11 protein-coding genes and 1 riboswitch are annotated in these 12,638 nt (G+C 68.7%); of the genes, 7 read left to right on the top strand and 4 right to left on the bottom strand.

Annotated features, from left to right (window positions below):
• Positions 1-700 (top strand): IS110 family transposase (locus tag D577_RS0113315; protein ID WP_018947950.1); only part of this gene is annotated, 700 nt, incomplete at its 5' end.
• Positions 701-714: 14 nt separating this feature from the next.
• Here the strand turns inward: D577_RS0113315 and fliL are convergent.
• The 4 genes from fliL to gshA all read right to left on the bottom strand — a co-directional run bounded on the left by fliL (position 715) and on the right by gshA (position 4,911).
• Positions 715-1,122, bottom strand: coding sequence for a flagellar basal body-associated protein FliL (gene fliL, locus D577_RS0113310; protein WP_018947949.1), 408 nt, complete (start codon positions 1,120-1,122; stop codon positions 715-717).
• A gap of 11 nt (positions 1,123-1,133) precedes the next feature.
• Positions 1,134-1,964 carry a zinc-dependent peptidase gene (locus tag D577_RS0113305; protein ID WP_018947948.1) on the bottom strand — a complete coding sequence of 277 codons (831 nt, stop codon included), beginning with the start codon at positions 1,962-1,964 and terminating at the stop codon, positions 1,134-1,136.
• 112 nt (positions 1,965-2,076) lie between these two features.
• Positions 2,077-3,249, bottom strand: coding sequence for a PLP-dependent aspartate aminotransferase family protein (locus D577_RS0113300; RefSeq protein WP_018947947.1), 1,173 nt, complete (start codon positions 3,247-3,249; stop codon positions 2,077-2,079).
• 75 nt (positions 3,250-3,324) lie between these two features.
• Positions 3,325-4,911 carry a glutamate--cysteine ligase gene (gshA, locus tag D577_RS0113295; protein ID WP_018947946.1) on the bottom strand — a complete coding sequence of 529 codons (1,587 nt, stop codon included), beginning with the start codon at positions 4,909-4,911 and terminating at the stop codon, positions 3,325-3,327.
• 151 nt (positions 4,912-5,062) lie between these two features.
• Between gshA and D577_RS0113290 the strand changes: the two genes are divergently transcribed.
• The 6 genes from D577_RS0113290 to D577_RS0113265 all read left to right on the top strand — a co-directional run.
• A complete protein-coding gene (locus tag D577_RS0113290) occupies positions 5,063-5,470 on the top strand; it encodes a hypothetical protein (RefSeq protein ID WP_024329256.1) in 408 nt (135 codons plus the stop codon).
• An 83-nt stretch (positions 5,471-5,553) separates the two neighbouring features.
• Positions 5,554-5,671, top strand: a riboswitch (yybP-ykoY riboswitch).
• A gap of 100 nt (positions 5,672-5,771) precedes the next feature.
• On the top strand, positions 5,772-6,407 hold the full coding sequence (locus D577_RS0113285; RefSeq protein WP_018947944.1) for a TMEM165/GDT1 family protein: 636 nt from the start codon (positions 5,772-5,774) through the stop codon (positions 6,405-6,407).
• A 120-nt stretch (positions 6,408-6,527) separates the two neighbouring features.
• Positions 6,528-7,541 (top strand): glutathione S-transferase family protein, encoded by a 1,014-nt coding sequence (locus D577_RS0113280; protein WP_018947943.1) that lies wholly within the window; start codon positions 6,528-6,530, stop codon positions 7,539-7,541.
• An 81-nt stretch (positions 7,542-7,622) separates the two neighbouring features.
• Positions 7,623-8,696 (top strand): efflux RND transporter periplasmic adaptor subunit, encoded by a 1,074-nt coding sequence (locus tag D577_RS0113275; protein ID WP_018947942.1) that lies wholly within the window; start codon positions 7,623-7,625, stop codon positions 8,694-8,696.
• Complete coding sequence (locus D577_RS0113270) at positions 8,693-11,824, top strand: efflux RND transporter permease subunit (RefSeq protein WP_018947941.1); 3,132 nt, start codon at positions 8,693-8,695, stop codon at positions 11,822-11,824. Before D577_RS0113275 ends, D577_RS0113270 begins: the two co-directional genes overlap by 4 nt.
• 522 nt (positions 11,825-12,346) lie before the next feature.
• Positions 12,347-12,638, top strand: a 292-nt coding sequence (locus tag D577_RS0113265; RefSeq protein WP_155985584.1) for a transposase, incomplete at its 3' end; no start/stop codon positions are given.

Raw genomic sequence — 12,638 nt, 5'->3', positions numbered from 1 at the left:
GCGCAACAAGACGGATCGCAAGGACAGCATGATGCTGGCGCGCTACGGCATCGAACGCGCGCCTGCGCCGTGGCAGCCGGAACCCCCGGAGGTGCGGGAACTGAAGCGTCTTCTGGGGCGACTGGAAGCGCTGGAGCAGGATATCCGGCGCGAGGAGAACCGGCTGGAGAAGGCGCAGTTCAATGAGGACGCGCTGGCCCAGGAGTCGATCGGCAACGTGCTGGAGGCCCTGCGCGAGGAGCATCGTCGGCTGCAGCAGCAGATCGATGACCACTTCAACGCGCACGACCACCTCAAGCGGGACCGGGCCTTGCTGGAGAGCATCCCCGGTATCGGCCGGGTGTTGTCGGCCTCGATGACCGCGACGTTGCGCAGCCGTGCGTTTCGGAGTGCCCGTCAGGCGGCGGCGTTCCACGGGCTGGTGCCGGTCCAGCAGGAGTCGGGCACCTCGATCCAGCGGCAACCGCGGCTGGCGAAGACGGGGTCAAGCGGTCTGCGACGCAAGCTCTACATGGCAGCGATCGCCGCCGCGCATCACAACGCCGACGTTCGGGATCAATACCAGCGCCTGTTGCGGCGTGGGAAGGCGAAGATGGCCGCGATCGGCGCCGCAATGCGGAAGTTGCTCCACATCGCCTTCGGTGTGCTGAAGTCGCAGCAGCCGTACCAACCTCGCTGTAGCACCGGTTGCAACCAGTAAGCGAGACACGGTATCTACTGGATGATGAAGTTGGAGAAGTACAGGGCGTCGATCAGCGGGGCGCCGGTAAGCTCTTCCATGATCTCGCGCAGCTCCTCCACCGCTTCGTCGCGCAGCGCCTCGCGGCCGTCACTGCGGCGTACCTCAGCAGGGTCGCGCCCGCCCATGACGTGGATCAGCCGGTCGCGGACCGCGGGCATGTGGTGGCGCACCTGGTCCGCGTCTTCCTGCGAGGCGGTCTCCAGCTGGATGTTCGTCTGCAGGTAACGGGCCGCGCCGGGGTCCTCGAGGTTGACCACCAGGCTGTCCAGGGTTACGTAGCGCGAATCGCCGTCTTCCGCTGAGGCCGGGACGGCGGCGAGCGCCAGCAATACAAGCAGGATCAGGGCCGGGAGCCCGGTGCGGGGGACGGGGTGTTTCATGGATCGGGGCATTATGTCGGTCTCGGTTCGGGGATGGATGTCGCGACCGCCGCCGCGCGGCGATGGGGCTGCTGGCGGAAATAACCCGCCATTTCCTCGTAGACTGCGGGCAGGTCCCGCCGCAGGCGGTCGGGCTCGAAGAAGAAGGCCTCGGCGGCCACCGCGAGGAATTCCTCGGGCGCGGTGGCGGCATAGGGATCCAGCGGCAGATCCTCCTCGGAGACGCCCGGGGCGTCGACCCGGGCGTTGAACCATTCCCAGGCCTCGCTGAAGGCGGCGGTCCAGGCGGCCGGGTCGCGGTCGCGCGGCAGCGGCGGGAAGCCGTTCACGTCGCCGTTGCCGCCGTCCAGGATATGCGTCACCTCGTGCACCACCACCGCGCCGTGCTCGAGGACGTCATTCCACGACAGGATCACCGGTCCCCGCTCCCAGGCCTCGCCGGCCTGGGGCATTGCGCCCCGGTGCACGATGCCGTCCTCGTCCACCCATTCGTGATCGGGCACGAAGGTGTCGGGGTAGATGAGCACGGTGTGCCAGTCACGATAGGGCTCGAGACCCAGTTCCAGCACCGGCAGGGCGGCGTAGGCGGCGATCACGTGGCATTGCCAGGGTTCCGGTTCGTGGTCGATCCCGACGAACTCCTTGCTGCCCAGCAGGCCCTCGATGCGTTCGCGCAGGTGTTCGGCCTCCGCGGTGTTCAGGGTGCGGATGAACGGGACCCGCCGACGCAGGTCGGTCCATTCGGTGTCTGCCAGGGTCACGCGCCGCCCGTCGCCCGCCCGGGGCGGGCGGCCCAGGCTGCGCAGCCAGTCTCCCAGGCGTCGGGGCAGGGGCAGGTTCACGATGGATGCGGATCCGAAAGGATGAATGACCAAACTGCCAGAACCCGGGCGCGCTGCAAAGCGCACCCCGGGAAGTGCACGGGAAAACGCGGGTGTCTGCCCGGTCCCGGTGTTACCCCAGGGCCTGGCAGAGGTCGTCGATCAGGTCCTGCGGGTCTTCCAGGCCGACCGACAGGCGCACCATCGAGCCGGTGATCCCGCGGCGTTCGCGTTCCTCCGGCGACACGCCGTGATGGGTGGTGGTGACCGGCTGGGTCACCAGGCTCTCGGTGCCGCCCAGACTGGGCGCGATGGCGAACAGGCGCAGGCGGTCGACCACCGCGCTGGTACCGTCAGTGTCGGCATCCAGTTCGAGGGTGAGCATGCCGCCGAAGCCGTGCATCTGCTCGCACGCGAGTGCATGGCCGGGATCCTCCGGCAGGCCCGGGTAGCGCACGCGCGCGACCTTCGGATGGCCCTGCATCGCCTCGGCGATGGCCCGTGCCGAGGCGTTCTGGTGGCGGACCCGCACCACCAGCGTGTGCAGGCTGCGGGCCAGCTGCGCGCAGGTCTCCGGGGAGGGCGTGGAGCCCAGGTTCTTGCGCCAGCCAGCCACGGTCCCGATGTTCTCCGTCGAGCCCATCAGGGCCCCGGCGGTCAGGTCGGAATGCCCGCCAAGGTACTTGGTGGCGCTGTGGCTGACCAGGTCCGCCCCCAGTGCCAGCGGGTTCTGGTTCACCGGTGAGGCAAAGGTGTTGTCGACCGCGAGCAGCGCGCCATGGGCGTGCGCCCGCTCGGCGATCTTGCCGATCGGAAACACCTCCAGCGCCGGATTGGTCGGGGTCTCCAGGAACACCAGTCCGGCACCCTGTTCCAGGCAGGCGTCCAGATGGTCGAGCTCGTCGCCCAGCAGGAACTGCGTGCGGATGCCGAGTTGCGGCAGCTGCTCCGAGAGCAGTTCCATGGTCCCGCCGTAGGCATCGCCGATGCAGACGACCCCCTCGCGGCCCAGGGCCAGGAACAGCGCGGTCTCCGCCGCCATGCCCGAGCTGAATACCAGCGCGGCCTCGGCCCCCTCGAGACTGGCGAGCTTGGACTCCACGCTGCGGATAGTCGGATTCATGCCGTAGCGGGTGTACAGGCTCCCGCTGGTGCGGCCCTCCACCACGTCCAGGATTGCCGCGGTCGAGCGGTACTTGAAGGTGGTGGTGGGATAAATCGGCGTCAGTGCGCTGCCATGGGCATCGCCGATCTCGCCGGCGTGGACGCAGCGGGTGGACAGGCGGCGGTCGTCGGATTCGGCCATCGACAGGCTCCCGGTCGCGAGGGGTGTGGTTCGGCTCAGGCACGCCTGGCCGCGCCGGGGCATTCTAACCGTCGGTCAGGCGTGGCGCAGGGTGCCGTCGAAATAGCGCTGCAGGAAGGTATCGAAGTCCAGGGTGTCGGCGGCCTCGATCTCGGCCTGTTCGGCCAGGCTCTGGCGCGCCAGGGCCTCCAGCATGTCGGCGCGCGGCAGCGGCCCGTTGGAGCGGAACGCCTCGCGGTGCTGGGCCGACAGGCGCCGGGCGTGCACGTGGAACCCCTCCTCGCGCGCCATCATGTCTTCCAGCATGCGCGCCGACGGGGTCAGGTCGGCCTGCTCGACCTTGCCCCACTGCTCGCTGAGAGCGCGGCGGTAGGGGTCGCCCGGGCGGTCCTGGTCGAGCACGGCGGCCACCGGGCGCATCAGCGCCAGCAGTTCGCGCGCCCAGTCCGCCAGCGCGGTATCGCCCTGCGGACGCTGGAGTTCCAGTCCGGGGCGCCGGCCATAGTGCGCCACCTGCAGCAGATTGGCGTCGATCGCGTCCAGCTCGCCCGGGCCGAACGCGGGGCTGGGCTGCAGCAGGCAGGCCAGCGCAAAGGTCTCGAGAAAGCGCAGCTGGGTCTCGTCCACGCCGAGCGGGTGCTGCGCGTTGATGTCCACCGAGCGCAGTTCCACGTACTCGATCCCGCGCGCCTCCAGCGCGTCGGTGGGCTTTTCGAAGCGCTCCAGCGGCTGTTTGGGCCGCACGGTGGAGTAGTATTCGTTCTCGATCTGCAGGATGTTGGCGTTCAGCTGGCGGTATTCGCCGTCGACCTTGACCCCCAGCGCCTCCCATTCGGGGCTGGGGGTGTTGATCGCGCAGCGCAGCGAATCGACGTACCCGGCCAGCGTGTTGTAGTCCGCCTTGATGCCGGTGTCCGCCTCCTTGCGGTTGGTGTAGCCGATGTCGCCCATGCGCAGGCTGGTGGCATGCGGCAGGTAGCTGGTGTCGTCGTCGAAGTCCTCCAGCGTGGTGCCATGGCCTTCGAGAAACGAATTGCACACGGCCGGCGAGGCACCGAACAGATACGGCACCATCCAGCCAAAGCGCAGCAGGTTGCGGATCATGCCCATCATGCGCGCGTCGCGGAACTCGCGGGTGTCGGTCTCGCCCAGCACCTCGGCCAGCGCCGGCCAGAACTCCTCGCGCGGGGAGTAGTTGAAATGCACCCCGGCGATCACCTGCATCTTGCGCCCGTAGCGATGGCCCAGCCCCAAGCGATAAACCGTCTTCATGCGCCCGGCATTGGAGGGTCCGTAGTCGGCCACCGGGATCGCCGAGTCGTCGGCGGTCACGCAGGGCATGGAGGTGGACCACAGGATCTCGTCGCCCACGCTGGCGGCCGCGAACGCCTGCAGGTCGTGGAGGAAGCCGAGGGTCTCGCGGACATCCTCGAACGGCGGGGTCACGAACTCCAGCAGCGCCTCGGAATAGTCCGTGGTGATGTAGGGATGGGTCAGAGCCGACCCCAGCGCCGGCGGATGCGGCGTCTGCGCCGGGCCGCCCTCCGGACTCACGCGCAGGGTTTCCTTTTCCAGGCCGATGCGGCCGTGCAGGCTGCCGGCGGGCAGTATTTCCGCCAGTCGCCCCACCAGGGCCTGCAGATTGCGTTCGTCGCTTCCCACGTGCGGACCGCCTTGCTGGATCGAACTTGGTGGATGAAGACGCGGAAAATACCGGATTGTTCCTCGCCGGTCACCGGACGACCGGTGGCGGTTCTCTTCGTGCCGCCCGGCCGGTATATTAGAAACGGCTGATGTTAGCATGGAGACCCGCATGAGCAAGCCACCCCCCGAAACCGACCCGCGCGACCTGAGCGACCGCGTCATCGACTTCCTGCGCGCGCCGGCCACCCTGCTGTTCCTGGCCGGACTGGTCATTGGCGGTCTGGGCGTCCACTGGCTCTCGGACCCCGAGGTACCGGAAGGGATGCTGCTGGTCACGGTGCACAACGACACCGACGAGATGATCGAAGCCATCCATTTCAGCTTCAGTCACGACCAGAGCCTGAGCGAGTTGCGCGAAGGGCGCATCCGGCCCGGCGAGCGCCGCGACGTGGCACTCAACCACCCGCCGGCAGCCGGTTTCAACATGGAAGTGCGCTACGCCGATGGCGAGACCCAGTCCTTCTGCGCCAACCGGGGCGTCGAGGGCCGGCGCCAGGCAGTGCGACTCTACCGCTGAGGACCCCCGCGTTCCGGCACCATGGGGCGTCCAGGGACCGGCTAACGCCGTTGATGGACAGCCATCACCCGGCTGTCCTAAAGTCAGGAAGCTCAGGGGAGTAGTCACCCCGTCCTTCGGCGACGGGGGCCTGCGTCAACATCATTGGCCCGCAGGGGCCGTGGCGCAGGCAGCCGCATCCGGCCCGACGAGACCTGTGGCATGGATCTCCGGGCCGCCGTAACGGCGGCGGGCGTGCTCATGGCCGGGCGGCGGAGGTCGATGCCACCGGTCATCGCCCGCCCGGCCCGGATCGCCCGTCATGGAGCTGTTCCTTCTTTCCGTGTTGACCATGGCCGTGCCCGAGATCGGCGACCGGTCGATGTTCCTGGCCGCCTTGTTCGGGCTGCGCTGTCACCGCCTGTGGCCGGTGTTCTGGGGCATGACCGCCGGGCTGTTCGCCAACCAGCTGCTGTCGGCCGTGGCCGGGGTGTGGCTGTTCTCGGTGATCGACACCGACTGGCACCTGTGGCTGGTCGCGATCGCGTTTCTCGCCATGGCGGTCTGGGTGCTGATCCCGGAGGACGACGAGGACGGGGTGCCGGAGAACCCCTGTGCCCGCAGCCTGTTCTTCACCGCTGCGACCACCTTCTTCCTGTTCGAGATGGCGGACAAGACCCAGCTGGCCGTGGTCGCGCTGGCCGGGGCCTCCGGCAGCCTGGTGCCGGTGGTGCTGGGTGCGACCCTGGGCATCCTGCTGATCACCGTGCCCGGGCTGCTGCTGGGGCGGCGCTTTGCCGAGCGCATGCCGGTGCGCATGCTGCGCTGGTTCGCCGCGGCGCTGTTCCTGCTCATCGGCCTGTGGACCCTGCTGGAGGCGCTGGGATGGATACCCGATCTCGGCATGCCGGACTTCTCCGGTGCCCTGCTGGAGGCCGCCGGCCGGAGTGGCGAGTGATTTCGGCGAGGAGGGTCGATACCGTTCGTTTTTGTCGTCGGGTTTTCGCGAAAATCCGCGATTTTCATTCGATTGCCTCGATGGGATCATCATCCGGGTGAACCATCCGGAGGAATGGCCATGAGTCTGCTGATCAACGGTGAGCTGCGCGAAGGCTGGCTGGAGGAGGAATCCGACGAGAACGGCGATTTCGTACGCCAGGATCAGCAGTACCGCAACTACGTGACCGCCGACGGCAGCCCCGGCCCGCTGGGCGAGGGCGGTTTCACCGCGGCTTCCGGGCGCTATCACCTGTACGTGTCGTATGCCTGTCCGTGGGCGCACCGTGCGCTTATCCTGCGCAGGCTGAAGGGCCTGGAGCCGCACATCGGGCTGTCGGTGGTGCACCACTACATGGGCGATGCCGGCTGGTCGTTCGATGACTGCGACGGCTGCACCGGGGACCGGGTGCACGGCTCGCGTTACATGCACGAGCTCTACACCCGCACCGATCCGCACTACACCGGCATCGTCACCGTTCCGGTGCTGTTCGATACCGAACGCGACCGCATTGCCAACAACGAGTCGCTGGATCTGGTGCGCATGTTCAACAGCGCCTTCGATCACATCACCGGTAACACCCTGGATTTTTACCCGGAAGATCTGCGCGAGGAGATCCATGCGGTCAACGAGCGGGTGTACGAGAACGTGAACAACGGGGTCTATCGCTGCGGCTTCGCGACCACGCAGAAGGCCTATGATGCCGCCTTCGACCGCTTGTTCGAGACCCTCGACTGGCTGGAGCAGCGCCTCGCGCGCCAGCCGTTCCTGGCCGGCGAACGCCTGACGGAGGCGGACTGGCGACTGTTCACCACGCTGCTGCGTTTCGATCCGGTGTACTACAGCCACTTCAAGTGCAACCGCCAGCGGCTGACGGATTTCCCGAACCTGTCCGCCTATCTGCGCATGCTCTACCAGCGCCCGGGCGTGGCCGGGACCGTGCGCATGGACCACATCAAGGCGCACTATTACGGTTCGCACCCGATGCTGAATCCGTCGGGGATCGTGCCGAAGGGGCCGGTGATCGATATCGGCGCCGCGCACGGGCGGCCGCTGGGCGCCCTCCCGCAGGCCCTGCGGAACCCGGGCGAATGAACCGGGTCGGTTTGTCATGTACAAGCACCCGCCCGCCGGCCGGCCCCGTCCGGCGGGTGGCGTGATTAAAGGAGTCCATTGGTGAAGGCAAGCGGGATCATCGGCGGCATCCTCGTCCTCGCCCTGGCGGCGGGCGGGGCGTGGTGGCTGCAGCAGCAGGACGATGCCGGGGCCGCGCGCGCGACCCTGCCGGCCTCCGGCGAGCGTGACGAACGCACGCCGGTGCGCGTCAGCGAGGTGGCGCCGCGCGAGTTCGAGACCGTGATCGAGGCGCTGGGCACGGTCGCCGCGCGGGAGTCGGTCACGGTGCGTGCGCCGGTGACCGCCCGGGTGGAATCACTGGAGTTCGAGGACGGCGAGCGCGTCGACGCGGGTGATGTCCTGGTGCGACTGCGCGCGGACGAGGAACGGGCGCGCCGTGACGAGGCCCGGGTGCGGGTGGAAGACGCCCGCCGCGAGCTGGCGCGGGTGCGTGACCGGGTACAGGACGGCATCGTGACCCGCCAGGAGGTCGACCAGCAGGCCTCGCGCCTGGCCGAGGCCCGGGCCGCCCTGGCCGCGGCCACCGCGCAGGTGGAGGACCGCACCATCCGGGCGCCCTTCACCGGCACCCTGGGCCTGCGCGAGGTGAGCCCCGGGGCCATGGTCTCGCCGGACACGGCCCTCGTGGAGCTGGACGACATCCGCACCGTGCGCCTCGATTTCCCGGTGCCGGAGCGCTTTGCCGCTTCCATCGAGCTGGGCATGCCGATCACCGGGCACAGTGCGGCCGGCGACTTCGCGGCCGACGTGACCGCGGTGAGCAATCGCATCGACGCGGGCACGCGCACCCTGAACGTGCGCGCGGTGGCCGACAACCCGGAGGAACGCCTGCGCCCGGGCATGCTCGCCACGGTGCGCCTGGCGCTGGATCCGCAACGGGCGCCGGCGGTGCCCGAGGGCGCTGTGGTGCAGACCGCCGACCAGCACTTCGTCTTCCGCCTGCAGGAGGACGACACGGTCAGCCGCGACCGGATCCGCGTCGGTCGGCGGTCCCCCGGCTGGGTGGAGGTGCTGGACGGCGTCGAACCCGGCGACACCGTGGTCTCCGAGGGCGTCTCGCGGGTGCGTGACGGCACGACCGTGCGCGTACTGGAGTCCGGAGACGACGGATGATCCTCTCGGATGTCGCCAATCGCCGGCCGGTGCTGGCGATCGTCTTCAATCTGCTGCTGGTGACCTTCGGCCTGATCGCCTGGGATCAGCTGCCGCTGCGCGAATACCCCGACGTCGACCCGCCGGTGGTCACGGTGGATACCAACTATCCCGGCGGCAGCGCGGAGATCATCGAACGCGAGGTGACCCAGCGCCTGGAGGACCGTATCGCCGGGGTGGAGGGCATCCGCTACATGCAGTCCTCCAGCGACGACGGGCGCTCGCGCATCACGGTCGAGTTCGGTCTGGACCGCGATATCGACGCCGCCGCCAACGACGTGCGCGAGGCGGTCAGCCGGGCGCAGCGCAATCTGCCGGACGAGGTCGAGCCGCCACGCATCACCAAGGCCGACTCCGACTCCTCGCCCATCCTCTGGCTCAACCTCTCCAGCGACCGCATGAGCGCGCTGGAGCTGGCGGACTACGCCGACCGCAATCTGGTCGATCGACTGTCGGTGGTGGACGGCGTGGCTCTGGTGCGGCTGGGCGGGGCGCGCAGCTACGCGATGCGCATCTGGATCGACCGCGAGGCGCTGGCAGCGCGGGACCTGACCGTGCTGGAGATCCAGGATGCGCTGGAGCGGGAGAACGTCGAGCTGCCGGCCGGACGGCTGGATTCCGACGAGCGCGAGTTCCGTGTGCGCATCGACCGCAGCTACCGCACGCCCGGAGACTTCGAGAACCTGGTCCTGCGCCGCGGCGAGGACGGTCAGCTGGTACGCCTGGGCGACGTGGCCTCGGTCAACATCGGTGCGGATACCGAGCGCACCGAGTTCCGCGGCAATGGCGAGGACATGATCGGGCTGGGGATCATCCGCCAGTCCAATGCCAACGTGCTGGAGGTCGCCGGTGCGGTGAAGGCACTGGCGGCCGATCTGGAAGGCAGCCTGCCGGAAGGGACCTCGCTGGTTCCGACCTACGATGAATCGGTGTTCATCGAAGGGGCGTTGCAGGAGGTCTACGTGACCCTGGGGGTGGCGACGCTGGCGGTGGTCGCGGTGATCTACCTGTTCCTGGGCAGCTGGCGCGCCACGCTGATCCCGGCGGTGACCGTCCCGGTGGCCCTGACCGCGGCCTTCATCGGCATCAACCTGTTCGGTTTCTCGGTGAACCTGCTGACCCTGCTGGCCCTGGTGCTGGCGGTGGGGCTGGTGGTGGACGACGCCATCGTGATGCTGGAGAACATCCATCGGCGTATCGAGCGCGGGGAGCCGGGGCTGCTGGCCGCCTGGCGCGGGGCACGTCAGGTCGGTTTCGCGATCGTCGCCACCACCTCGGTGCTGGTGGCGGTGTTCGTGCCACTGGCCTTCCTCGACGGCATGGTCGGGCGGCTGTTCTCCGAGTTCGCGATCGCGATGGCGATCGCCGTGGTGTTCTCCAGCATCGTGGCGCTGACCCTGGCGCCGGTGCTCTCCGGGCGCCTGATGCACAAGGGCGACGACGAGACCGGCGCGGCGCGCATGGTGGGCCGGGTATTTGGCGCTATCGAGGCCGGCTACGGGAAGCTGCTCTCCGGCGGGCTGCGCGTGTCCTGGTTGGTGGTCCCGCTGCTGGGCGGGGTGCTGGTCGGGGCCTGGTACCTGTTCGACAGCCTCCCCGAAGAATTCGCGCCGGAGGAAGATCGCGGCGCGTTCTTCGTGATGGTGGACGGGCCCGAGGGAGCGAGCTTCGACTACATGAGCCGGCAAATGGCCGAGGTGGAAGAGCGTCTGCAGCCGCTGATGAGCGAGGAAGGCGGGCCGATCCGGCGCGCGCTGGTGCGTACCCCGCGCGGGTTCGGCGGGGTGGAGACGGTCAACGACGGCTTCGTCATCGCGATCCTCGAGCACTGGGAGGACCGCGAACCTTCCGGGCGCGAGGTGATGAACTGGATCGAGGACAGCATCGGCGAGATGCCGGGCGTGCAGGCGCGCGCGGTGATGCGCCAGGGACTCAGCACTGGCGCGCCCGGGCCACCGGTGCAGTTCGTGATCTCCGGGCCCGACTTCGAGACCCTGGAAGAATGGGGCAACGCGGTGCTGGACGAGGTGCGTGACGTGGACGGCCTGCGCAACCTGCGTCTGGACTACGAGCCGACCCAGCCGCAGCTGAGCCTGAGCGTGGACCGCGACCGCGCCGGGGACCTGGGCATCTCCATGCGCGACATCGGCCGCACGCTGGACATCCTGCTGGGTGGCCGGGCGGTGACCCGCTGGCAGGACCGCGGTGAGGAATACGACGTGATTCTGGAGGGGCTGACCGATCAGCGGCGCACCACCGAGGCCATCGACAACATCCATCTGCGTGCCGAGTCCGGCGAGCTGGTGCCGCTGTCCAGCGTGGTGCGCTACGAGGAGCGTGCCGGGCCGGCGTCGCTGTCGCGCTACAACCGCGGCCGGGCAGTGACCCTGCAGGGCGGCGTGGGCGGCGAGCTGACGCTGGGCGAGGCGCTGGAGGTCCTGGATGCGGCGGCCGAACGGGTGCTGCCGGAGGAAGCCCGCATCGACTACAAGGGCCAGTCGCTGGATCTGCGCGAGGGCTCGGAGGCGATCCTGTTCGTGTTCGCGCTGGCGCTGCTGGTGGTGTTCCTGGTGCTCGCCGCGCAGTTCGAGAGTTTCGTGCACCCGTTCGTGATCATGCTGACCGTGCCCCTGGCCGTGGTGGGGGCCTTGCTGGGTCTGAGCCTGACCGGGCAGACGCTGAATATCTACAGCCAGATCGGGATCGTGATGCTGATCGGACTGGCGGCGAAGAACGGCATCCTGATCGTCGAATTCGCCAACCAGCTGCGCGATCGCGGGCGCGAGTTCCGTGACGCGGTAATCGAGGCCGGTCGCCTGCGCCTGCGCCCGGTGCTGATGACCGCCCTGACCACCGTGGCCGGCTCCATCCCGCTGATCCTGGCCTCCGGCCCGGGCGAGGAGACCCGTTTCGTGATCGGGGTCGCGGTGTTCTCCGGCGTGCTGTTCGCCACCGTGTTCACCCTGTTCGTGATTCCGGCCACCTACTACCTGATCGCTCGCGGTACGACCTCCCCGTTGGCCACCACACGGCGGCTGGAATCCATGGATGAAGAGATCAGGGACGTCGACGGCGAAACCCGCCCGTAGGAGGCCGGCCCCCCGGCCGATGGCAGCGGTAGGCCGGCCCCGGCCGTCGGGGCACCGGACGGGCCTGATCGGCGAGGGGGCTCGCCTCCTACAAGGGGGGTGTCGATGGGTGCCCGGTTGGTAGGAGGCCAGCCCCCTGGCCGATGTCGGCGGTGGGCTGGCCCCCGGTCGTCGGGGCACCGGTTGGGCCGGATCGGCGAGGGGGCTCGCCTCCTACGGGGGTGTGGATGGGTGCCCGTTCGGTAGGAGGCCGGCCCTCCGGCCGATGTCGGCGGTGGGTCGGTCCCGGCCGTCGGGGCAGCGGTTGGGCCTGGTCGGCCAGGGGGCTGGCCTCCTTGTGTGTCGTCGCAGAGGGAGCGCTACCATCTGTGGCACCGGGCTCGGGGTAACCCGTTGGCCTCCTGAGGTCTTGAACCTGCTCCGTAGATCGGTCCCCGCGCCCTTCTCATCTCGAAGTTTGAACGGTATCCAAGCCCCCCGTGAAGGACGGGTGAGGCTGTACGGACAAGGCGAGAGGACGAGATGGCTCATATCGGCATTGATGTCAGCAAGAACAAGCTCGACTGCATGTGGGTTCGGGATCTGGAGGCGGGCAAGGTCAAGCCCAAGGTGTTTCCGAACCGTCGAGATCAGTACCCGGAACTACTGCACTGGCTCGAACGCAACACCGGCGAGCCACCCGAGGCCCTGCACGTGTACCTGGAAGCGACCGGCATCTATCACGAGCCGCTGGCGTACTGGCTGCATGAGCACGGCGTGCGGGTGCATTTGCTGAACCCGGCCCAGGTGCGTTTCCACGCCCAGGGCATGGGGG

Source organism: Thioalkalivibrio sp. AKL17 (assembly GCF_000377885.1).
GTDB lineage: Bacteria > Pseudomonadota > Gammaproteobacteria > Ectothiorhodospirales > Ectothiorhodospiraceae > Thioalkalivibrio > Thioalkalivibrio halophilus.
This window is presented reverse-complemented; position numbering and strand designations above follow the sequence as displayed.

Coding starts and splice junctions, on each gene's coding strand:
- D577_RS0113300 (WP_018947947.1), bottom strand. CDS start 3,249: ATGGCCGAATCCGACGACCGCCGCCTGTCCACCCGCTGCGTCCACGCC.
- D577_RS0113290 (WP_024329256.1), top strand. CDS start 5,063: ATGAGCAAGCCACCCCCCGAAACCGACCCGCGCGACCTGAGCGACCGC.
- D577_RS0113285 (WP_018947944.1), top strand. CDS start 5,772: ATGGAGCTGTTCCTTCTTTCCGTGTTGACCATGGCCGTGCCCGAGATC.
- fliL (WP_018947949.1), bottom strand. CDS start 1,122: ATGAAACACCCCGTCCCCCGCACCGGGCTCCCGGCCCTGATCCTGCTT.
- D577_RS0113280 (WP_018947943.1), top strand. CDS start 6,528: ATGAGTCTGCTGATCAACGGTGAGCTGCGCGAAGGCTGGCTGGAGGAG.
- D577_RS0113270 (WP_018947941.1), top strand. CDS start 8,693: ATGATCCTCTCGGATGTCGCCAATCGCCGGCCGGTGCTGGCGATCGTC.